This is a genomic window from Aliikangiella marina, assembly GCF_007004765.1.
Lineage (GTDB): Bacteria > Pseudomonadota > Gammaproteobacteria > Enterobacterales > Kangiellaceae > Aliikangiella > Aliikangiella marina.
Genome location: NZ_VIKR01000004.1, coordinates 421,010 through 442,093, shown reverse-complemented (window position 1 = coordinate 442,093; position 21,084 = coordinate 421,010). Strand labels below are relative to the sequence as shown.

Here is a 21,084-nt window from a genome sequence, read left to right as displayed (position 1 = left end):
GAGGAATTGTGCCTATGCCAATCGTTCGCAACTTCGTTAACCATGCTTCATCTCAGGGGCTGAAATCATACTTTTCTGCCAATGACGGTTTTGACCAGGTGGACTGGTCAAAAGAGCAGCCTGAGGTAGCCAGCAAGGTTATCGAGCTGTTTGACCACCAGCCTGCTGATGTACAGATCAAAATCACGCTTGATCTTGAAAGAATCAAGCACATGACTGACGAGGTGGGTCAAGCTGCATTGTTAAGCACATTCCCTGACGCCAGTGAGCTTCTTAAGCATGAGACTGCGGCTGAGAGGAGCCTATGGGTGTTTCAGAGTCATCGCGACAAGTTCCGGCAGGCGGAAGATATTCGATATGCGGACCAATACCGCCATGGCCAGAAGTGGACCGGTTATCAAGTAGAAGCATCGTTGCCCCTGCATAACGACCAAGTATCGATGGACACATTTAAATCCAAGATTAAGGATCTGTTCGGCCTGGGAGAAAAGGTGAAGATTGAACTATTTGACCGTGTTCAGCCTGATGATGATGGTAACGACATCAACGTTGTACAGGTCATGATTTACCAAGAAGGGTTGCCTGACTCATACCTTGAGTTCAAAGGTGACGAAGATATTGTCTCTCGAATTCGCCGACCAGTTTCTGAGCATGCCATTACTTACTCATCCGACACCGGTACTATCGAGGTAGTTGCCGCCAAGCAAGAGCGCCGGGATACCATTGCAAAAGCATTCACGGAAGATCTACTTAAGCAGCCAGTGACAGCAGACAAGGTTCCACTGCGTCGATTTGACTTGATGCCGCTTATGGAGAATAAGCCATTAGACTGGGATGTGGAGGATGGCATTGAATCCGTTCAGCTGGTCCTGATGAAAATTAAAGATCTCGCTGGTGATGGCCGAGTGCAAATTGAGGTGCCAGCTAAAAGCAATACCGCTCTCCATGAATACGCACAAGAACATTTTGGTGAACAAAACCCTTTGTCTTCTGGTGGGTTTGCGCCGGTACAGGCCAAGATCAATATTCGCTTCCACCCTGAAAATGGACATGGGCGCGGTAAGGTTCTTCCTGTGAAAATCTCAATGCCAAATGGTTGTGATTTGAGAAGCAGGACTGACAAGGAGCGATTGATTGGTGAAAAGTACCTCAAGCGATGGGGATTACTTGAAGAGGTTCAAGAATGAGCGCCACACGAACTTTGAGTAGGGGCGCGCTTGCGCTTCTGCTCAGAATAATTAATTCACCGTCAGGAGTTATATCTGGTGAGGTCATGCGGAAATTATCCCCAAGTGGCAGTGAGGAGTTAATCAAAGCAGAATTTTTAAAGCCATCAAATTCTGTTTCATTGACAGTTGAGGTGGATGAATGTGCTCGTGATTTGGTCTGGTTTTCTGATGAAAAGTGCTACAAGTATTTTTCTAGTGGTGCTGGCTGGGTCGCTGTTGTACCGGAATCTGTAAAACAATATACGCTGCAGATCGACGCCGTATTAGATTGGTTTAGAGGAATATTTGAGATTGGTGGTATGTACCGGACTACTGAAATTCATCCGAAGATGCTTTGGTTCTTAGGTGCTGCCCGGTTTGGAAAAGCGAAGGTGAGCATATACTTTGTGAAAGCTTTGTATACCTCGCATAACGTTCAATTGTTCTTGTCTGCCCTGAAGCAGGAGGCAGGCAACGCGCCTGCGATTTTCGTTACCTCCTCAAATATTGATCCCACTTTTATAGAGTCGCCACTGGACATGGCGCTCGTCACTGTCGATCAAATCTTCACTCGTAGTGATGAGGTCGCCACGCTCGATCATGGAATGGTTGGGTCGATTATTAATGGCGGCAAGAGTATCTGTTCTGGTGAGGGAGGAATTGGGCTCAGGTTCTCTACTGATTATCGCCTCGTTCATTGGAATGGTGAAGAGTACAAGTTGACCAAGAAGCAGGCGGCGGTAATGGAAGCTTTAGATCGAGAAGGTGGTCGAGCTCATAAGGATTTGCTAAGAGCGGAGGCAAATACGAATGAAGAAATTCACCGGATTATGCGAAACAAAGTTCAGGGGGAATGGGTCACTCATCCGTTATGGAATACATTGCTTCAGAGTGAAGGGAACGGATATTACTTTCTTGATAATCAATAGCCGCTTGTTCTTGTCAACATTAAGAGCGCCGTTTGTTATTATGCTCGACTGATGACGACGGGGTGGTAATGGACTGGAAAATAATAAAAACAAATGGCTACAAAGAAATTGATGGCACTCGACTAGACCTGTCTCACCTTCAAGATACTACCTACCGCTTTAGTATTGAGGCCAGTGGCAAGTTCCCTCAAATTGATTTTAATGTATTGGTCCAATACAGCAGCCACTGTATCTCCTGGGGACCAAAACGAGATGAAGTCATAGACTTTGATTTGCATGGTCATGAGCGTCGAGTTATTGATGATAAAGGCGTTCATCGTTGCTTCTGCGATGCGAGATACGAGCTATCTTCTAATTTGCCCGGCGTTTTTGAAACGCTAATTGACAGGCAGTGCCTTTTTACCGGTCATGAAAACTGGTTGACGGTGGAAATTTTGAATTCGAACGGTGAAACTGAGGAATATGAAGTGTTTTTCAGCATCACTCGCCAAAGTAGCAGAATGCTCCGCATTTACGTTGAAAGCGCTTATGTCCGTGAGCCGGAAAAGGTCGCAAATAAGCCAGTTCATTTGAAGCGACGAGATAAGGTAAGAGCAAAGGTTCTGTTAGCCAAGAAATTAAGAGGTGAACCGATTAGAAGGCCTGCTGGAGGACGTAAACGCAGGTAGAAAATAAGAAAAAAGCCCACTAAAGGGCTTCTTTCTCTCGGGTACTCTTTGTAATTTCAGCCCGGCTGAAACCGAGTTTCCTCGGCGGTAGGTGAACACCGCTTTACGCAGCCCCGTACATATCCACCTGTTGTTCAATATAGCGAACTGGAGGCAGCAAGTCAAACCTTAGTGATATGCTGTTTGAGTGCCTCTGACATCCAATTAGGCAGCCTTGAGGCGCATAAACGCTTGAACTCCACCTCAGATAGCCCTTTTTTGATCAGAAGAACCTCCCTTTTGCCGACATTGTCTTTACCAAGGTACCAAAGAGCGGATATGGCTGCTCCGACGTTAGTTCCTGCGTGTTGAAGTTTCTTGGCGCTTGAAGTGTGAATCAGGCGAACCTTGGTATTGAACACCGTAATCTCTCGGCTTGCTCCATTTGTATAGTAGATGGGTTTTACAGGCATTTGGGTGCTGATCTGAAACCGCCTCACGGCCTCAGCGCCGTGTATCTGCAGTATCTCGCCGCTGCTTTTTGCCATAGCATTAATAACTTGAGCAATCGATGGCATCACCCTCCCAACAAACTTACTTGTTTTAGGTCGAACGAAAACACCACGAGCCACACGATCGATCAGTCCCTCTTCAACAAACCGCGATAAAGCTTTGTCAACAGCTGGACGAGAGCCCAGGCCAAGGAAGTCTCCTGTTGTAAATGGCTCACCTTTTTGAATTCTTAGCACTCTACTTCTAATGCTCTCGGTAACAGACATAACACAGATGCTCTATTCAGCTTGTCATAAAAACTAGCATATTATCTGACAAATAGCAGGTGATTATTCTTGAATAGTGTCTAAGCGAATAGCCCTCTAAATATCTGAATAAAAACAAAATACCACCAAAACTCCCACCTTTCCCGCCCCCGAAAATACCACTATCCACCACGCATCATTACCTCACGTTTTCGCAATAACCATCAGGAGTGCAACGTGAGTGTAAATCATATGAACCAACGGCAATTAGCCAACCGCTGGGGCGTCAGCGAAGCCACATTGGAGCGCTGGCGCTCTGAAGGCATCGGCCCCGTTTTTCTCAAACTACAAGGTCGCGTGATGTACCGCCTCGAAGACGTCGAGGCCTATGAACACGACTGTCTTCGCAAGAGTACCTCTGAACGTGTAGCTGGAGGTGACGCATGAGCCTTTCTCTAGAGCAAGCACAAGCCATGAGCATCGGTGAGTTAGCAGGCGTGACTGCTGCTGAGTTGATGCGTGTTCAGGCCGAGGCCGCCACATACCTGCGCAATGCTAAAGAGCTTAAAGACTGGATCGATGGCGCTATTGCCATGAAGTACGAGCCAAAAGTTCGCGAGCTAAGAACTCAACTTGGCAAAGACACCGGGATTATCAATTTCGATGACGAAGGCGTGCGTGTCACTTCAGACCTGCCCAAGAAACCGGTCTGGGATCAATCACAGCTATCCGAAATCGCTCAGCGAATCGCTGCCAGCGGTGACAACCCAGCTGAGTTTTTGGACATCACCTACAAGGTTGCCGAGCGCAAATACACCGCTTGGCCGGAAAACCTTCGCACCGTTTTTGAACCTGCTCGGACATTAAAAACCGGCAAACCCACTTTTCGCCTTAGCCTTTCACAGGAGCAATAAGCATGACGATTTTAAACGAAGAAACCAACTACTTAGAGACCCTGCGTAAAAGCAGCTTTTCACTGGAGAGCCTGCCGGATGCTATCGCGATTCCCACAGTATCAGATGCCGATGAGGCCGAAAGCAAACCGCTAATTCTTGCCACTGTCGACGATATCGCATTTGCACAGCAAGGCTTGAACAAAGAACTCAGCCGAATCGTTCAGGAAATGGAGTCGCTGCGTCGAGTTCACGACATGGCTCGAGGACTTGGAGCTAAAGGCGCTGATTATGCGCTTGAGTTTCTGCGCGAACATGGGGAGGTGAAGTAATGGCCTTTCCAATTATCACTGCCGATCAAAGGCTCGCGGAAAAGCGAGGCATTAAAGGCTGCATTCTTGGGCCTTCAGGCATCGGAAAAACCAGCTTGTTGTGGACAGTCGAGGCTGACAAGACTCTGTTCTTCGATTTAGAAGCGGGTGACTTGGCTGTTGAGGGCTGGACGGGCGATGCGATTCGGCCGCGTACCTGGCAGGAGTGTCGAGATTTCGCGGTATTTATTGGCGGTCCCAATCCCGCGCTTCGTGATGAGCAACCTTATAGCCAAGCCCACTATGACGCCGTATGTGAAAAGTTTGGTGATCCCGCGAGCTTAGATAAATACGACACCGTCTTTATCGACTCCATTACGGTTGCAGGTCGTTTGTGTCTGCAGTGGTGCAAAGGCCAACCTCAAGCGTTCAGTGAGCGAAGTGGAAAGCCAGATACGCGAGGCGCATATGGTCTGCATGGCCAAGAGATGATTGCGTGGCTGACTCACCTTCAGCACACCCGCAACAAGAACATCTGGTTTGTCGGCATTCTCGACGAAAAGATCGACGACTTTAATCGCAAGGTTTTTGCTCCGCAAATTGATGGTTCAAAAACAGCGCTTGAGTTGCCCGGCATTGTCGATCAAGTCATCACGCTTGCAGAGATCCAAAGCGATGATGGTCAGCGTTATCGCGCCTTCATTAACCACACTCTTAATCCCTATGGCTATCCGGCCAAAGACCGCAGTGGGCGTCTTGATGTTATTGAAGAACCCCACCTCGGTCGACTGATGACCAAAATTCATGGGCCAGTGACACCAGCCTCTGATCGCCTGAGCTTTGCTCGCCCAGCACCTATCGAAACCCAAACCAATACTGAAGCTCGCTCCTCTGCATCCATGCAGCCGCGAGATACCGCTCATCCTGAACATAAAGGAGCTAAATAATGACGACTTGGAATGATTTTAACTCGGCAGAAGACCAAAACAATTTTGACGTAATCCCAAAAGGCACGCTGGTAAAAGTGCGCATGACGATTCGTCCCGGCGGCTATGACGATGCGTCACAGGGTTGGACGGGCGGATATGCAACACAAAGCATGACTACAGGCTCTGTCTATCTGAACTGCGAGTTTGTTGTGCTTGATGGTCCATACGCTAAACGCAAGATGTGGAGTCTTATCGGTTTACACAGCCCTAAAGGTCCTGAATGGGCAAACATGGGAAGAGCGTTTGTTAAAGGGATTTTGAATTCTTCACGTGGTCTTCATCCGCAAGATAACTCGGCACAAGCTCAACAGGCTCGACGTATTCAGGGCTTTGCTGATCTGGATGGTATCGAGTTTGTTGCAAAGGTCGAGATGGACAAAGACCAGAACGGTGATGATAAGAATGTAATTAGAACTGCTATCACGCCAGACCAAAAAGACTACGCAGCAGTGTCAGGCAACACGGTTCAACCTGCCGCTTCAACGCAGCAAGCTTCTTCACCACAAGCTTCGGCTAGCGCTCCGACTGGTCGTCCCAGTTGGGCACAATAAGGAGGTCGACTCATGTTATTACGACCTCGTCAAAAACTGTTTGTTGAGCGCAGTCTAACTGCGCTTGATAAACACCAAAACACACTGGGGGTGGCGCCTACGGGCGCCGGTAAAACGATCATGTTGTCCGGTGTCACTGGCCAGTGGTTAGAAAATGAAGATGCCAAGGCTTGTGTGCTTGCCCACCGTGATGAACTCACAACGCAAAATGCCGCCAAGTTCAGTCGTGTTAATCCGAGTATCTCGACTTCGATTTATGACGCAAAAGAAAAGTCGTGGAACGGTCAAACGACCTTCGCCATGGTGCAAACCTTAGGGCGCGAATCGAACTTAAAGACGATGCCTAAACTTGATCTGCTTGTTATCGATGAAGCGCATCATGCGGCGGCACCGACCTATCGTCGCATCATTGATAGCGTTCGCGATCGCAATCCTGATGTGGCGATTTTTGGTGTCACGGCTACTCCAAACCGGGGTGATAACAAAGCATTGCGTCCAGTGTTCAGTAATGTGAGTGATCAAATCACCTTGGCTGAACTCATTCAATCAGGACACTTGGTTCCACCCAGAACTTACGTAGTTGATGTGGGGACCCAAGGAGAGCTGTCACAAGTCAAACGTACTGCTGATGATTTCGACATGGCAGCTGTCGACGCCATTATGAACAAAGCACCTATCACCGAAGCGGTGATACGCCACTGGAAAGACAAGGCTCATGACCGTCCTACTGTGGTGTTTTGTTCGACCGTCCAGCACGCCAAGAATGTAGCGGAAGCCTTTTCAGCATCAGGAATCAGTGCGGAAGTCATTCATGGCGAGCTATCAAGTGAAGCGAGAAAGGCTGCGCTGTCTCGCTTTGAGTCCGGTGAGTCGCAGGTCGTTGTTAATGTTGCGGTGCTCACCGAAGGCTGGGATTTCCCTCCAACCAGTTGTGTTGTTCTGCTACGGCCAAGTTCGTATAAATCGACGTTGATTCAAATGATTGGGCGCGGTCTTCGAACCGTCGACCCCAACGAGCATCCGGGCGTTGTGAAAAGTGATTGTGTGGTGCTCGACTTCGGCACAAGCACCATGCTTCACGGGTCATTAGAGCAGGATGTGAACTTGGATGGCCACGAGGGGCAAGGCGAAGCGCCACAAAAAGAGTGCCCGGAATGCGGTGCAATGTTACCTGCTGCCGCAAAGGAGTGTTCTCTTTGCGGTCATGTTTGGGAACGAACAGAGGGCGATGGGAAAGTTGATCTCACGGACTTTGTGATGTCTGAAATTGACCTGCTTAAACGCTCATCTTTCCGTTGGTGTGATTTGTTTGGTGACGATGCCGCATTGATGGCGACTGGTTTCGAGGCGTGGGCAGGTGTGTTCTTTCTGGCAGGTCACTGGTTTGGAATGGGCGGTGGTAAAAAACTGCCTGCGAGATTACTCGCCATGGGGGAGCGAACGGTTTGCCTGGCCGCTGCAGATGACTGGTTGAATGAGCATGAAACCGAAGATGCTGCCAGCAAATCCCGCAAGTGGTTAAACCAAGCTGCGACCGCTCAACAACTTCGGTATCTACCTCCTGCGTATCGCCAGGACTTTGGCTTAACACGCTATCAAGCTTCCTGCCTCTTGGCCTTCCAGTTTAACAAGCGTGATATCCAGTCCCGTATTTTCAACAAAGTCGAAGGCAAGGAGGCTGCTTGATGTGCATTACCGTTGCTTTATTTGCCACAAACCGCCTCGAGGCTTTTGCTGGCTTGATCCAAGCCGTAACCAATCCAGCGACAGTCGGCGCGCTAGCTTTAAACGATTCTGTTCCAAGCAGTGCCAAGACATCCATTACCAGTTGCATCGTAAGGGAGTGGCCATGAACAGAACTGATTTAGAACAAAAAGCTGCTGAGTCTGTCTTGGCCCCACTTGCTGATTTTGTAATGGCTGTTGGTATGGACAAAGGACTGGGTGATTACAGCAAAACAGAAATTGTTGGTTTGGTGGATACAGTGCTTGAGTCCTATCACCAGACTTTGCAGGAGTTGTACAAAGACGAGGTGCCTTTCTGATGTTGGATTTTAATCATCGACCAACCTTGTCGGAACAAGTCAGTGAACGCATCGACGTAGCATTACAGCAAGAACAGCTGTCACAAGTACCAAGAAATTATCTTGGTGCTTCAAGACTTGGAGTGTCTTGCGATCGTGCTTTGCAGTTTGAGTTCACACATACACCTGTCGACGAAGGTAGATCATTTACTGGACGAACTCTTAGAATTTTTGCGGCGGGTCATGTCTTTGAAGAGCTCGCTATCGATTGGTTGCGTAAAGCAGGCTTTGATCTGTATACGGAAACATCCACCGGTGGCCAGTTCGGTTTTTCTGCCGTGAATGGCCGTTTGCGTGGACACGTGGATGGCGTGCTTGCCGGAGGACCTGAATCAATTGGCGAAGGCTTTCCTGCTTTGTGGGAGTGTAAATCACTGAATGCAAAGTCTTGGAAGGACACGGTCAAACGTGGTGTGACTCTTTCTAAACCGGTCTATGCGGCACAGATAGCGTTGTATCAGGCCTACATGGAAGAACAGATTCCTGGCATTGCTTCCAATCCCGCCTTGTTCACTGCCATGAATAAAGATACCGCCGAATTGTATTTCGAGTGGGTTCCTTTTAATGGTGAGTTGGCTCAGCGGGCATCCGATCGAGGTGTGCGTGTCATTCAGGCGACTGATGCAGGAGAACTTCTACCCAGAATCAGTAAAGACCCAGCCCATTACGAGTGTAAGTTTTGCTCTTGGCAGGATCGCTGCTGGCCAGGAGGTGCGCAATGAACAGCAGCACCGATAAAGTGATCTGGCTCGATTTTAACGACGCACCTGAGCAGGGTGAATCAACAAAATCAAAGCATGATGCTCGAGAGCTCAAGCAACGATTAATCGATTCGTTAGATGCTGTGTTGACCTATCTGTTTCCTGCAGGAAAGCATCGAGGCAAGCAGTTCATTGTAGGCGATCTGGAAGGCAATCCCGGTAAAAGTTTAGTCGTTGAACTTGCAGGTTCTCGTGCAGGTATGTGGATGGATTTTGCTACCGGAGAAGGTGGTGACATCTTTGATGCCTGGGCACGTGTTAATGGCTTTGATACCGCCAGCCAATTTCCTGAGCTGGTGAATTCTGTCGCTCAATGGTTAGGTGTGTCTGTTGATCAATCACGGACATTATCCGTGGCTTATGAGAAAGCCAATAAACCCACAATGCCTGCTCGACAACAACCTACTGATGACCTTGGGCCAGCAACCGGAAAATGGGATTATCGTGATAGCCAAGGTCAGCTAATTGCCTGCGTATATAGATACGATACCGAGTCGGGCAAAGAGTTCAGACCGTGGGATGTGCGATCACGCTCAATGAAAGCACCGGATCCAAGACCGCTCTACAACCAGCCTCAAATATTAAGCGCCAATCAAGTGGTACTGGTCGAAGGTGAAAAGGCTGCGGACGCACTCATTCGCTTAGGATTGGTGGCAACCACGGCCATGAATGGCGCTAATGCTCCAATAGCGAAAACGGATTGGTCGCCACTGAAAGATAAACACGTTTTAGTCTGGCCTGACAATGATGATGCGGGTGCTGAGTATGCCAGAAAAGCATCAGAAGCGATCGCATGCGGCGGTGCCGCTTCTGTGGCGGTTTTGCATATTCCGGGTGATAAATCCGTTAAGTGGGACGCCTATGATGCAGTCGATGAAGGGATGGATGTGTGGGCTTTCGTTCAGTCGGCACCGAGAACCATTGTTAAAGATGCTGAGCCGATACCGCTGCATTCATTAGGGGAGTTGTTAGCCGATACCTCGCCGATGCCAGACGATTTGATTGCACCGAGGGTTTTAACGCCCGGCGGCATGATTGTATTTGGTGGTGCGCCTAAGGTGGGGAAAAGTGATTTTCTGTTGTCTTGGTTAACGCATATGGCGGCAGGCGAGCCCTTTCTTGAGCTCACGCCCTCAAGGCCATTGCGGGTGTTTTACCTGCAAGCCGAGGTTCAGTATCACTACTTGCGTGAGCGGATTCAGTCCATGGGTTTGCCAGAAGCAGTAAGTCGTCAAGCTGCCAATAACCTTTTGGTCACACCTCAGCTTCGTTTAGTGCTCAATGATCAGGGTGTTGAGCAAGTGATCGAGGCACTGCAGCGGGCTGCATCTCAAGGTGGTGTCGATATTCTGGTAATTGACCCTATTCGCAATGTGTTCGACGGTGGCCCTGAAGGCAATAGCGAAAACGACAACAACGCGATGTTGTTTTTCTTGCGTGAGCGAGTTGAACAATTGCGTGATGCGGTCAATCCCGATGCAGGAATCATCCTGGCTCACCACACCAAGAAGATCAGTAAAAAACAGGTCGAGGAAGATCCGTTTCTAGCCTTGTCAGGTGCAGGCAGTTTGCGTGGTTACTACACCACCGGCATGTTGCTGTATCGCCCTGATGAAATGCTGACGGATCGCACCTTGGTGTTCGAGCTGCGCAATGGACCTGGCTTACCTGCCAAGCGGGTAGATAAAAGTCAGGGGCGCTGGATTGAATTGGATCCTCACAGTGATCGTTTGGTCAATCAAGACTATGGCGCCAAGCTCGATGCGGAGCGACAACGCAAGCGCGATGTCATTGTGCAAATGATCTTTGATGAAGCGTCGCAAGGTCGAGTTTACACCTCGAATCAGTTTGCAGAATCGTTCGAAGGCCAAGCTGGACTCGGTGCGAACCGGACCATTAATGAGCGCATTGCTGTCCTTGCCACAAAAGGCGATATCAAGTTCTTCCGTCATCCTGAGGACTACAACTTACCAGCACTCACCCGAAGCAAGTACGGCTATCTCTGTGTTGAGGGTATGACGGTTCCCGCAGGGGAAGCCATTGATACCGATACCGGTGAGGTCAAACAGTCTCACTTGTGGGTTAAACCCACCCATTACAAATGCGCTCAAACCGGTGCGGTGCTCCCCGTCGAGAATCCGGATGTTTGGGTGTACCAGGAGGAAACAAGCCATGAATCATGATCAAAATAAGGCCTCGAACATGGCCATTTGCAGTCTGCAATCTGAACCAGTTTGCTGCAATCTGCAAACTACCCGCAAACTGGAAGTCAGCAATAACAAGGCATCCAGCCAGATTGCAGATTGCGGAGCCCAGATTGCGGATCCCCCCTGCAAACTGAACGCAATCCCAGATAATTCAAGGGTTTCAGAGACAAATCCAGATTGCACGCAAACCCCCTCTCTCTACGAGAGAGGAGAGTCCCCTAAAGGGGAGGCTCTCCATCTCGGTGAGAAAGAGAGTATCAACCGAACATTGACTGTAGTGCTGTGCTTGGATTTGGGTACAACAACTGGATGGGCAATTCATTCCAAACAAGGCGTGATCACCAGCGGCACCATCAGTTTTAAAAACGATCGCTGGCAAGGTGGCGGTATGCGCTTTTTGAAGTTCAACCGTTTCTTGAATGAGCTAAACGAAAATGCTGGGCCTATCAGCATGGTGTTTTTTGAGGAAGTTCGTCGTCACATGGGTGTGGATGCGGCTCACGCTTACGGTGGTTTTATGGCGCATCTGACTGCTTGGTGTGAGCAACAAAATATTGCCTACGAGGGTGTTCCGGTTGGAACCATCAAGCGGCATGCAACTGGCAAAGGTAATGCGAATAAAACCATGATGATTGAGTCAGCGAAAGCGCGAGGCCATCTCCCAGCGGATGATAACGAAGCCGATGCATTGGCTTTGGTTTATTGGGCTATTGATCAACGAATAGGAGAGCAATTATGAATAACTTCACGCCAGAACACGTTGCTCTCAGATTTGAGGAGTGTGTATCAACGCTGCGTAAATTGCCTGGTGAGCGAAGCTTGGGTTACGTGAGCTATTGGCCAGAGATCAAATACGATCGGAGAGAGCTCGCCAGACAAGAGGTTCAACCGATTCGTTTACGTCCAACGCCAGACCAAATCACCCGCATGGAGGAAACGCTGTCATGGATAACGTATGTCAATCATGGTGAAAGAAACCTGATTTGGTTACGAGCTTATCGAACGCCATGGCGAGTGATCTCTCGTGAGACTGGGTTTCCAAGAACGTCGGCACAGCGTTATTGGCAAGGGGCGTTAATAAAAATTGCGGAGCGGCTCGCGCAAGAGCAAAGACCTGCGTGCTAATGCCAAAACCCCCAGTGGGACAAAACCCGGTTTTTAGGCGAGAATACTTGCTAATCTCACGAGTGAACTGCACACAAGCCACGGCCACCACACCGTGGCTTTGCTATTTCTGGCCCCGGAAAAAAATGGGTCCTTCCTGGCCATCGAATCGATGCGGGTCGCAAGGCCGCCGCATTTCGCTAGCGACAGCCCGTTAAACCGGGTTCGCAGGTTCGCAGTTCGCACTGCAATTTCCAAGGTAATCTAATGCAACTTAACACTGTCGAATCGGTGGAGCACTGGTCGCTTCAACGACTCATTCCCTATGCCAAAAATGCGAGGACGCATGACGATACACAGGTATCGCAAATAGCCGGTTCGATAGCAGAATTTGGCTTTGTGAATCCGATTTTGGTCGGTGATGACAACGTCATTATCGCAGGCCATGGTCGCTTGATGGCGGCTCAGCAACTTGGTTTAGACACGGTTCCGGTGATCGTTTTACATCACTTGACCGAAGCACAACGTCGCGCATTGGTGATCGCAGATAACAAGATTGCTGAAAACGCTGGATGGAATGATGAGCTTCTCAAGCTAGAACTTGAAGAACTCGGCGATCTGGGTTTTGACCTTGATCTCATCGGCTTCTCTGACGAGGAGCTGGATGAGCTTTTGGGTAACAACGAACAGTCTGGTGAAAGTGATGAGGATGAAATTCCCGAGGTGGAAGATGAGCCTGTAAGCCGACATGGTGATGTGTGGGTTTTGGGTAACCATCGATTGTTATGTGGGGATTCGACTAGCAAACAGGATTTAGAAAAATTAATGAGCGGTGAGCTTGCCGATATGGCTTTCACCGATCCACCTTATAACGTTGATTACGGCAACAACGCTAAAGACAAAATGCGCGGTAAAGATCGGCGCATTATGAATGACAATCTGGGTGATGATTTTTATCAGTTTCTTAAAGATGCGCTCACGAATCTTTTGAGTGTGACTAAAGGAGCGTGCTACATCGCCATGTCATCCAGTGAATTAGACACGCTTCAAAAAGCGTTTCGAGATGCTGGCGGCAAGTGGTCAACATTTATCGTATGGGCAAAAAATACTTTCACTCTAGGTCGATCCGATTATCAGCGTCAGTATGAACCGATTTTGTATGGTTGGCGCGAAGGCAACGACCACTTTTGGTGTGGGGCTCGTGATCAGGGAGACGTTTGGTTTTTTAACAAACCCGTTAAAAATGATTTGCACCCAACAATGAAACCGGTGGAGTTGGTTGAGCGTGCGCTTCGCAATTCCAGTAAGAGCCGAGACATTGTGCTCGATCTTTTTGGTGGATCTGGAAGCACATTGATTGCTTGTGAAAAAACAGGTCGTGCAGCACGCTTGATCGAATTGGACCCTAAGTATGTGGATGTCATTGTCAGGCGCTGGCAGGACTACTCGGGCGAGCAGGCTATCCGTGAAAGTGATGAGCTTTCCTTTGATGAGGTTGCCCTATCAATGCAAACAGAAGCAGTTGCGAATTAAAGCTTAAATGTGTGCCATTCGCTTTGTTTAAAAAGGTACAGGTATTGGGCATCACAGGCTTTGGCCAGTGCAAATAGCTCTGATTCGCTTCGGGTAGTTCTTGGCTGGGTTTGCTCCCAGGCATCGCCACGATCACGGTGGTAAGCACAGACTGTTGCTCCCTGCACGTAGGAAATGTCGCCCAGCGCAATCAGGCTTTCGGCGTGGGATTCACTATTGTGATATTGCCGCAGCGTTGGTCCAACACCATTAACTGAATCATAGCCATCGTGATGGCAATAAATTGATTGGAAATTGGTATTGTCTTTAGTCATCGCAATAAAGCAGCGGGTGCTCATTGGTCACCTCCTTGCACACGATATCGGCGTTGTTGGCCATCATCTTTGTATGAGGTGATCGTCATACCCAGTCGTTTTTTAACTGTGTTTGAAAAGACACCTCGAACGGTGTGCTTTTGCCAGCCAGTTTCAGTACAAATTTCTTCAATGCTGGCGCCTTCTGGGCGCTGCATTAGAGCGATCATACGTGATTGTTTAGTGCCTTCTCGAAGGGTGATTGTCTTGTTGGTTTCTGATTTTAAAGGTGCTTCTAAGCCTATGGCGTCAAAGCCATTTTCATTGATGGTGTAGCTATCGCCATTTTGGGTGATGAGCTTCCGAGTTAGAAGCCCTTGGATGACTCTGGGTTTAATGCCTGCATTGATATTACTTGGTAGTGGCTCGATGTTGCCATCTGGCCGCTTACTCGCGGCTTGCAAAATGGCGGCTTGGGTATCAGTTAATTTGCTCATAGTGCGCTCCTTATTCGGCATGTTCGCCTTCTTTAAAGGCTGAATCGGTAATTTGTTTGAGGAGTTCGGCGTAGTGCCCCAGATCGCCCACGTGCCCCCAGTTGATTTCGTCGGGGTGAGCGTTGAAGTGGTCATCGCTGAGTGCCTGAAGGCGCTCAAGTGCATTATCAATTTCGGCTTTCCGGGCTAAAAAAGCGTCTAATGCGTCTTGTTTGTGGGCCATTTTGTTGTCTCCAAATGCTGTTCTGTTAAGCACATGAACGCTTCATTCAGCGGCCTTATCAACTCATTTCTGCTTATTAATTCGATTAAAAACAACAGGTTAAAACATGGGTGTATCACTGCGGGCTTATGCCAAACATCGAGGGGTATCTGATACTGCAGTGCGGAAAGCGATTAAGTCTGGCCGTATCCAAGCGGAATCTGATGGCACGATTGATATCGATAAAGTCGACAAGCAATGGGATCGCAACACGGATCGCGCCCAGCAACGCAAATCATCGGGTGCGACAAAAGTAGTCCCCAAAGCGGCACTGGATGCGGTCGCAGATACCCTAAGTGAAAGTGGCAATACCGGTGGTGGCACCACCTATATGCAAGCCAGAACTGCCAATGAAGTGCTGAAAGCACAAACTAATCGAATCAAATTACAGCAGCTTAAAAAAGAGTTGGTCGATCGTGCCAAGGCCATAGCTCATGTCTTTCGTATGGCTCGATCTGAGCGAGATGCTTGGCTAAGCTGGCCAGCAAGGGTTTCGGCTCAAATGGCTGCAGAATTGGAGGTTGACCCGCACAAGATGCACGTCATGTTGGAGTCCTATGTCAGACAGCACCTATCCGAGCTTAGCGACATCCAGCCAAAGGTCGATTGACTCTGAATTTTATGAAGGCGCTCTAGAGTTAGAAAAAGCATGGAAAGAAGGCATCAAGCCTGATCCGATGCTGCTTGTTTCTCAATGGGCTGATGAGTATCGGGTACTTTCGCCAAAGTCTGCTGCGGAGCCTGGCCGATGGCGAACTCAGCGAACGCCATATCTACAAGAAATAATGGACTGCTTGTCCGTTTCGTCTCCGGTCCAGCGCGTTGTATTTATGAAAGGTGCTCAGGTTGGCGGTACCGAAGCCGGTAACAATTGGATTGGCTATGTTATTCACATGGCACCCGGTCCGATGATGGCTGTTTCTCCAACCGTTGAGATGGCCAAACGTAATTCACGCCAGCGTATTGATCCGCAACTTGAAGATGTGCCAGAGCTCCGGGCGCGTGTTGCCCCAGCGCGAAGCAGAGATTCAGGTAACACGGTGCTCTCAAAAGAGTTCCCGGGCGGCGTACTGGTTATGACCGGTGCGAATAGCGCAGTTGGTCTGCGCTCTATGCCTGCGCGTTATCTGTTTATGGATGAGGTAGATGGTTATCCGGGAGACGTTGAAGGTGAAGGCGATCCTATTTTGCTGGCAGAACGCCGAAGTGCGACGTTTGCGCGCCGACGAAAAATACTGCTTGTGAGCACGCCGACCATTAAAAGCACATCACGTATCCAGCGAGAATTTGAAAGCTCAGATCAACGCTATTTCTATGTGCCTTGCCCTTCTTGCGGACATGCTCAACCTTTGAGATTTTCGCAATTACGATGGGAAGAAGGTAAACCAGAAACAGCGCAGTATTGCTGTGAGTCCTGTGAAGCTCTGATTGCTGAGCATCAAAAGACAGAGATGTTGAATCAAGGATTTTGGCAAGCCACTGCCGAGGGCGATGGTTATACACAAGGTTATCACTTGTCATCGCTATACAGCCCTGTGGGTTGGTTTTCTTGGGAAGATGCTGCACGTGTGTTTGAAAGCGCACAGCAAAACCCGGATTTGATGAAAGGCTTTGTGAATACGGTTCTTGGCGAATCTTATGAAGAAGAGTTTGAAGCCCCTGAGTGGGAACGCTTATACGAGCGCCGTGAATCCTACAGCGTAGGAGTAGTGCCTGAGGGTGGCTTGTTCCTGACTGCGGGTGTCGATGTTCAGCGGGATAGATTGGAATGCGAGGTTGTTGCTTGGGGGCGCAATAAAGAATCTTGGTCAGTTGACTATTTGGTGTTGGACGGTGATACCGCACAACCTGAAGTCTGGAAAAAACTGGATAAGGTTCTTTCAAAAGACTGGCCGCACGCACTGGGTTCGACCTTACCAATACGAGTTATGTGCGTCGATTCTGGTTATGCAACACAAGATGTGTATGGTTGGGTGCGGCAGTATCCTCAGGCAGTATGGGGTGGCGCTGGTGCGAGAGCATCACAGCCGAGAACGGTCGTCGCCATTAAGGGGCGCGATACTGAAACCGCACTAATCCTCAATGTGTCAAAAGCCGATACCGGTGGCAAACGTCGGGGATTGAGAGTTTGGAATGTCAGTGGTCCGGTTGCCAAAGTAGAGCTTTATCGCTGGTTGAAACTACCGAGGCTTACTGATGAAGAGCTTGCTACAGGTGAAAGCTTCGCACCGGGTACCTGTCACTTTCCCCAGTATGGCGAGGAGTACTTTAAACAACTGACCGCTGAGCGCCGCATTATTCGAATGCACAAAGGGTTTCCAAAAGCGACCTGGGAAAAAGATCCTGCTCGAAATAACGAAGCATTGGACTGCCGAGTTTATGCACGCGCTGCAGCGAGCATATATGGATTGGACAGATTTAAAGAGGTGCAGTGGAAGCGTTTTGAAAATGCTCTGGGTGAAACAAAGCAAAGCCCAGCAGTTGAGCGTGAGACTGCCCAACCAACGAAGCCAAAAGCCATTAACTCGTTTCGTCAACGAGCCTCTGTTATGGCAGATGACCCTTATCTTTAACGAGGGTAGGAAAATAAAACCATGAGTGATTTATCCACATTACGTCAGCGATTAGTTGAGGCAGAAAGTGCGCTTCACCGATTGATGATCGGTGAGCTAGAAGTCACCGTGTCCGTGGGTGGATACGGCGCAACGACTTATGCGCAATCAGATATCAACAAACTTAATGCGTATATCGCAAAACTCAAAATAGAGATTGCTGCAAAGGAGCGACGCCCGAGGCGCGGACCTTTATTCATGCGATTTTAAAACTAGAAAAACCTGAGTTACCCAAGTAACTCGAGCTAATTGAGGCGCTATGAGCAATCAAATGATCTTAGGGCCTGATGGCTTGCCGCTTGCCGCAGATACAGCCCATAGAGGCGCGTCACTTTCGGCACGAGAATTATCCAGCTGGCGTCCCATGGCCGGTTCGCCTGATGCAGACTTGCTTGATGAACTGTCCACACTGGTTTCACGCTCTCGCGACTTAGCGAGAAACCATGGCGTCGCCGCTGGAGCAATCCAAACGCTAGTGGACAATGTCGTAGGTACTGGCCTGCGACTATCGGCATTACCTGATTACAAAGCCCTTGGCAAAGATAAAGACTGGGCCGACAGCTGGTCGAGAAAGACTGAGGCTTTGTGGCGCAGCTGGGCTGAAACGACAGATTGTGATGCGGCGAGAAATCTTACCTTTAACGGGTTGACCACGCAGATGTTTCGCTCTGGTCTTATCAATGGCGAAGCACTCGCTTTGCCTCTTTGGCTTCCACAACGAAACCAGACTTTCGCTACGACGATTCAATTAGTCGAGCCAGATCGTTTAGGGAATCCGAATGACCGGCTCAATGACAGAAAAATACGCGGAGGCATCGAGGTCGATGTTTATGGTGCTCCCTTAGCCTATTGGATAGCGAAAACTCATCCGGGCGATCAATTACTTGGTGTTGCTGGTCTTAGTCAGGAGTTTGAACGAATTCCTGCAAGAACGCGATTTGGCCGACAACGAGTTATCCATGTGCACGACAAAGAACGTACCGGGCAGAATCGAGGAAAACCGATTTTTACCAGCATCATGCCGCTTTTTAAAATGCTCGATCATTACGAGCGCTCCGAAATGCAGGCGGCAGTTGTGAATGCCATGATCGCTGCATTTATTGAAACCCCCTTAGATGGTGAGTCAATCAGCGAAATGTTTGGCGGTTCCGTAGAGGACTACATGGCTGCTCGTAATGAGTGGCAAGTTAAGCTTCAAGGTGGTGCTGTCATTCCAATATTTCCGGGAGATAAAGTCGCGCCATTCACACCGAGTCGTCCGAACTCGGCATACAGCAGTTTTGTTGAAAATATCCTAAGGCATATTGGAACGGGTTTAAATTTGCCCTTCGAATTGCTGATGAAGGATTTTTCAAAAACGAATTATTCGTCAGCTCGTGCAGCACTCATGGAAGCTTGGCGGTATTTCATCGGCAGACGTCATTGGCTGGCAACTTATTGGGCGAAGCCCGTTTACGAGCTATGGCTTGAGGAAGCGATCAACAAAGGCTTGATCGAAGCACCAGGCTTTTACCAAAACAAAGCTTTGTGGTGTCGATGTAAATGGATTGGTCCTGGTCGGGGTTGGATCGACCCTGTTAAGGAAGCTAAAGCATCAAAAATTCGCTTGGAAACCGGCCTTTCGACGCTGGAAGATGAATGCGCTACCCAAGGTTTAGATTGGGAAGAAGTGCTCGAGCAACGAGCAAGGGAACAAGCCAAGATGCGAGAACTGGGTTTAAACACGGAGACGTCTCAATACGTTTCTCCAACTGCAGAGGATAGTCAATGAAGTTTTGGAATCATGCAGCCGGTGAACCCTGGGCCATTACCGAGACTGCTCTTAATAACATATTAACGATTGCTTCACGCCAAAACGAATCTATCGAGGCGGTTTCTGCGAAGCTCGGACGGGATTTAGATAATACCTACGTTACTGAAGTTCGCGACGGAGTCGCTGTTATTCCTGTTGTTGGCCCGCTGTTTCGATATGCAAACTTATTCACCGCCATCAGTGGTGCTTCGAGCTATGAGGTTTTGGCTAAGGATTTTAATTCAGCCCTGGAAGATCCCGATGTGCATAGCATTGTTTTAGATATCGACTCGCCGGGAGGCGAAGTTAATGGCTGTGCTGAATTTGCCAACATGATCTATGAGTCGAGAGGTACGAAACCCATCATCGCTTATGCATCGGGTGATGCTGCATCAGGTGCGTATTGGATAGCCTCAGCCTGTGATCAAATTATTGCTTCTGAAACTTCATTGCTGGGTTCCATTGGGGTTGTCGCCGTGTATCGAGACAGTAACGACCAGAATGTACTTGAAATTGTGTCATCACAAAGCCCATACAAGCGCTTAGATCCGAACAGCGATGACGGTAAATCCCGGCTCCAATCTCGTATTGATGACTTGGCATCAGTCTTTATTGATTCGATAGCGAAACATCGCGGTGTTGATCCTCCCACCGTTTTAAAAGAGTTTGGTGGCGGCGATGTCTTTGTCGGCAAAAACGCCATTCGTTCAGGGCTCGCCGATGATGTAGGAAGCCTTGAAAACATTATTCAACAGCAAATCAACAACCAGAACCCCGCCAAGTTGCGGGGTTCTTCTTTTCTAGCACTTGAGGACAGCATGATGACTGACAAAACCCGCAAGACTGAGGATGCTGAGAGCCATACCCTCAGTCTGGAAACATTAAAAGCAAATTACCCGCAATTGGTAGAAGCCATTCAAAGCGAAACCGTTGCTTCAACCCAACAACAGGCTGCACAGCAAGGCATTCAGCAGGAACGTGAGCGCATTGGCGCGATTGTCTCATCGGAGGCGGCTAAAGGCAGAGAGCAATTGGCTCAGCACTTAGCATTCTCTACGGACATGACGGTCGATATGGCCTTGGCCACGCTGAACGCGTCACCGGTCAAAACCGAGGCGCCTTCTACAGCGACGAATACCGGGTTTGAGCAAGTCATGGCAACGGTTACCAATCCTGCGATTGAACCTGATGCTCCTGAACAAGAAACAGATGATGCAGAAACAGTCGCTAAGCGCATCGCCCAATTTTCAAACGGAGGTGCCGTATGAGTTTGCCCGGAATAGCTGAAGGATTTACGGACCAAGGAAGTCTGGCTCACGACAACCTCATCGCAGGTGAGTTTCCTCGTATCATCCGTGTCGTGACTATCACCGGTGGAGCAACATTGCCTGCAGGATCTGTGCTTGGCCGAGTAGCGGCATCAGGTACTTATGTCCTGAGTGACGCAGGTGAAAATGATGGATCAGAAGAGCCAGATGCAATTTTGGCTCACGATACTGATGCGTCATTGGGTGATGTTCAGGCTCACGTTTACCTTGCCGGTGAGTTTAATGCAGATGCATTGACGATCGGTCCCGGACATTCACCCGCATCGGTCTCGATTGCTTTTCGAGAGCGATCAATTTTTCTTCGCAACAATCAAGCTTAACTAGCA

26 protein-coding genes are annotated in these 21,084 nt (G+C 49.0%); 22 read left to right on the top strand and 4 right to left on the bottom strand.

The window, feature by feature from the left end:
• Positions 1-14 precede the first annotated feature (14 nt).
• The 3 genes from FLL45_RS16765 (at position 15) to FLL45_RS16755 (ending at position 2,805) form a co-directional block, all read left to right on the top strand.
• Entirely contained in the window at positions 15-1,187 is a 1,173-nt protein-coding gene (locus FLL45_RS16765; protein ID WP_142943237.1) for a hypothetical protein, read from the top strand.
• Between the two features lie 86 nt (positions 1,188-1,273).
• Positions 1,274-2,137: a hypothetical protein gene (locus FLL45_RS16760; RefSeq protein ID WP_142943236.1), complete on the top strand. Its 864-nt coding sequence runs from the start codon at positions 1,274-1,276 to the stop codon at positions 2,135-2,137.
• Positions 2,138-2,205: 68 nt separating this feature from the next.
• The gene (locus tag FLL45_RS16755; RefSeq protein WP_142943235.1) at positions 2,206-2,805 is read left to right on the top strand and encodes a hypothetical protein; all 600 of its coding nucleotides are present in this window, start codon (positions 2,206-2,208) and stop codon (positions 2,803-2,805) included.
• 161 nt (positions 2,806-2,966) lie between these two features.
• Here FLL45_RS16755 and FLL45_RS16750 read toward each other — a convergent pair whose 3' ends face one another.
• On the bottom strand, positions 2,967-3,563 hold the full coding sequence (locus FLL45_RS16750) for a DUF6088 family protein (RefSeq protein ID WP_142943234.1): 597 nt from the start codon (positions 3,561-3,563) through the stop codon (positions 2,967-2,969).
• 216 nt (positions 3,564-3,779) lie between these two features.
• On the opposite strand from FLL45_RS16750, the gene FLL45_RS16745 reads away from it, so the two are divergent.
• From FLL45_RS16745 to FLL45_RS16690, 13 genes are all read left to right on the top strand, one after another.
• Complete coding sequence (locus tag FLL45_RS16745) at positions 3,780-3,989, top strand: helix-turn-helix transcriptional regulator (RefSeq protein WP_068642664.1); 210 nt, start codon at positions 3,780-3,782, stop codon at positions 3,987-3,989.
• Positions 3,986-4,456 carry a hypothetical protein gene (locus tag FLL45_RS16740; RefSeq protein ID WP_142943233.1) on the top strand — a complete coding sequence of 157 codons (471 nt, stop codon included), beginning with the start codon at positions 3,986-3,988 and terminating at the stop codon, positions 4,454-4,456. The genes FLL45_RS16745 and FLL45_RS16740 overlap by 4 nt, the downstream gene beginning before the upstream one ends.
• A 2-nt stretch (positions 4,457-4,458) precedes the next feature.
• On the top strand, positions 4,459-4,767 hold the full coding sequence (locus tag FLL45_RS16735) for a hypothetical protein (RefSeq protein ID WP_142943232.1): 309 nt from the start codon (positions 4,459-4,461) through the stop codon (positions 4,765-4,767).
• Positions 4,767-5,693 carry an ATP-binding protein gene (locus tag FLL45_RS16730; RefSeq protein WP_142943231.1) on the top strand — a complete coding sequence of 309 codons (927 nt, stop codon included), beginning with the start codon at positions 4,767-4,769 and terminating at the stop codon, positions 5,691-5,693. The genes FLL45_RS16735 and FLL45_RS16730 overlap by 1 nt, the downstream gene beginning before the upstream one ends.
• Positions 5,693-6,286, top strand: coding sequence for a hypothetical protein (locus FLL45_RS16725; protein ID WP_142943230.1), 594 nt, complete (start codon positions 5,693-5,695; stop codon positions 6,284-6,286). Before FLL45_RS16730 ends, FLL45_RS16725 begins: the two co-directional genes overlap by 1 nt.
• Before the next feature lie 12 nt (positions 6,287-6,298).
• The gene (locus FLL45_RS16720) at positions 6,299-7,972 is read left to right on the top strand and encodes a DEAD/DEAH box helicase (protein ID WP_142943229.1); all 1,674 of its coding nucleotides are present in this window, start codon (positions 6,299-6,301) and stop codon (positions 7,970-7,972) included.
• Positions 7,972-8,139, top strand: a complete 168-nt coding sequence (locus FLL45_RS22820; RefSeq protein ID WP_185964515.1) for a hypothetical protein — start codon at positions 7,972-7,974, stop codon at positions 8,137-8,139. Before FLL45_RS16720 ends, FLL45_RS22820 begins: the two co-directional genes overlap by 1 nt.
• Positions 8,136-8,330 (top strand): DUF6511 domain-containing protein, encoded by a 195-nt coding sequence (locus tag FLL45_RS16715; RefSeq protein WP_142943228.1) that lies wholly within the window; start codon positions 8,136-8,138, stop codon positions 8,328-8,330. The genes FLL45_RS22820 and FLL45_RS16715 overlap by 4 nt, the downstream gene beginning before the upstream one ends.
• Positions 8,330-9,091 carry a hypothetical protein gene (locus FLL45_RS16710; RefSeq protein ID WP_142943227.1) on the top strand — a complete coding sequence of 254 codons (762 nt, stop codon included), beginning with the start codon at positions 8,330-8,332 and terminating at the stop codon, positions 9,089-9,091. Before FLL45_RS16715 ends, FLL45_RS16710 begins: the two co-directional genes overlap by 1 nt.
• Positions 9,088-11,313, top strand: a complete 2,226-nt coding sequence (locus tag FLL45_RS16705; RefSeq protein ID WP_142943226.1) for an AAA family ATPase — start codon at positions 9,088-9,090, stop codon at positions 11,311-11,313. Before FLL45_RS16710 ends, FLL45_RS16705 begins: the two co-directional genes overlap by 4 nt.
• A gap of 19 nt (positions 11,314-11,332) precedes the next feature.
• Positions 11,333-12,076: a crossover junction endodeoxyribonuclease RuvC gene (locus FLL45_RS23045; RefSeq protein ID WP_246075852.1), complete on the top strand. Its 744-nt coding sequence runs from the start codon at positions 11,333-11,335 to the stop codon at positions 12,074-12,076.
• Complete coding sequence (locus tag FLL45_RS16695; RefSeq protein ID WP_068642682.1) at positions 12,073-12,462, top strand: DUF6362 family protein; 390 nt, start codon at positions 12,073-12,075, stop codon at positions 12,460-12,462. Before FLL45_RS23045 ends, FLL45_RS16695 begins: the two co-directional genes overlap by 4 nt.
• Positions 12,463-12,708: 246 nt before the next feature.
• On the top strand, positions 12,709-13,974 hold the full coding sequence (locus FLL45_RS16690) for a site-specific DNA-methyltransferase (RefSeq protein WP_142943225.1): 1,266 nt from the start codon (positions 12,709-12,711) through the stop codon (positions 13,972-13,974).
• Here FLL45_RS16690 and FLL45_RS16685 read toward each other — a convergent pair.
• Genes FLL45_RS16685 through FLL45_RS16675 form a run of 3 tightly spaced genes read right to left on the bottom strand, consistent with a single transcriptional unit; the run spans position 13,971 to position 15,020 of the window.
• Entirely contained in the window at positions 13,971-14,312 is a 342-nt protein-coding gene (locus FLL45_RS16685) for a hypothetical protein (RefSeq protein WP_068641880.1), read from the bottom strand. The two genes, FLL45_RS16690 and FLL45_RS16685, sit on opposite strands and share 4 nt — an antisense overlap.
• Positions 14,309-14,764: a DUF3489 domain-containing protein gene (locus FLL45_RS16680; RefSeq protein WP_185964514.1), complete on the bottom strand. Its 456-nt coding sequence runs from the start codon at positions 14,762-14,764 to the stop codon at positions 14,309-14,311. The genes FLL45_RS16685 and FLL45_RS16680 overlap by 4 nt, the downstream gene beginning before the upstream one ends.
• A 10-nt stretch (positions 14,765-14,774) precedes the next feature.
• Entirely contained in the window at positions 14,775-15,020 is a 246-nt protein-coding gene (locus FLL45_RS16675) for a hypothetical protein (RefSeq protein ID WP_246075851.1), read from the bottom strand.
• 73 nt (positions 15,021-15,093) lie between these two features.
• On the opposite strand from FLL45_RS16675, the gene FLL45_RS16670 reads away from it, so the two are divergent.
• Genes FLL45_RS16670 through FLL45_RS16645 form a run of 6 tightly spaced genes read left to right on the top strand, consistent with a single transcriptional unit; the run spans position 15,094 to position 21,078 of the window.
• Positions 15,094-15,636: an elements of external origin gene (locus FLL45_RS16670; RefSeq protein ID WP_142943223.1), complete on the top strand. Its 543-nt coding sequence runs from the start codon at positions 15,094-15,096 to the stop codon at positions 15,634-15,636.
• Positions 15,584-17,599, top strand: coding sequence for a phage terminase large subunit family protein (locus FLL45_RS16665; RefSeq protein WP_210247220.1), 2,016 nt, complete (start codon positions 15,584-15,586; stop codon positions 17,597-17,599). Before FLL45_RS16670 ends, FLL45_RS16665 begins: the two co-directional genes overlap by 53 nt.
• A gap of 21 nt (positions 17,600-17,620) precedes the next feature.
• The gene (gene gpW / locus FLL45_RS16660) at positions 17,621-17,848 is read left to right on the top strand and encodes a gpW family head-tail joining protein (protein ID WP_142943222.1); all 228 of its coding nucleotides are present in this window, start codon (positions 17,621-17,623) and stop codon (positions 17,846-17,848) included.
• A 49-nt stretch (positions 17,849-17,897) separates the two neighbouring features.
• Positions 17,898-19,409 (top strand): phage portal protein, encoded by a 1,512-nt coding sequence (locus FLL45_RS16655; RefSeq protein ID WP_210247219.1) that lies wholly within the window; start codon positions 17,898-17,900, stop codon positions 19,407-19,409.
• A complete protein-coding gene (locus tag FLL45_RS16650; protein WP_142943221.1) occupies positions 19,406-20,698 on the top strand; it encodes a S49 family peptidase in 1,293 nt (430 codons plus the stop codon). The genes FLL45_RS16655 and FLL45_RS16650 overlap by 4 nt, the downstream gene beginning before the upstream one ends.
• Complete coding sequence (locus tag FLL45_RS16645) at positions 20,695-21,078, top strand: head decoration protein (RefSeq protein WP_142943220.1); 384 nt, start codon at positions 20,695-20,697, stop codon at positions 21,076-21,078. Before FLL45_RS16650 ends, FLL45_RS16645 begins: the two co-directional genes overlap by 4 nt.
• Positions 21,079-21,084 lie beyond the last annotated feature (6 nt).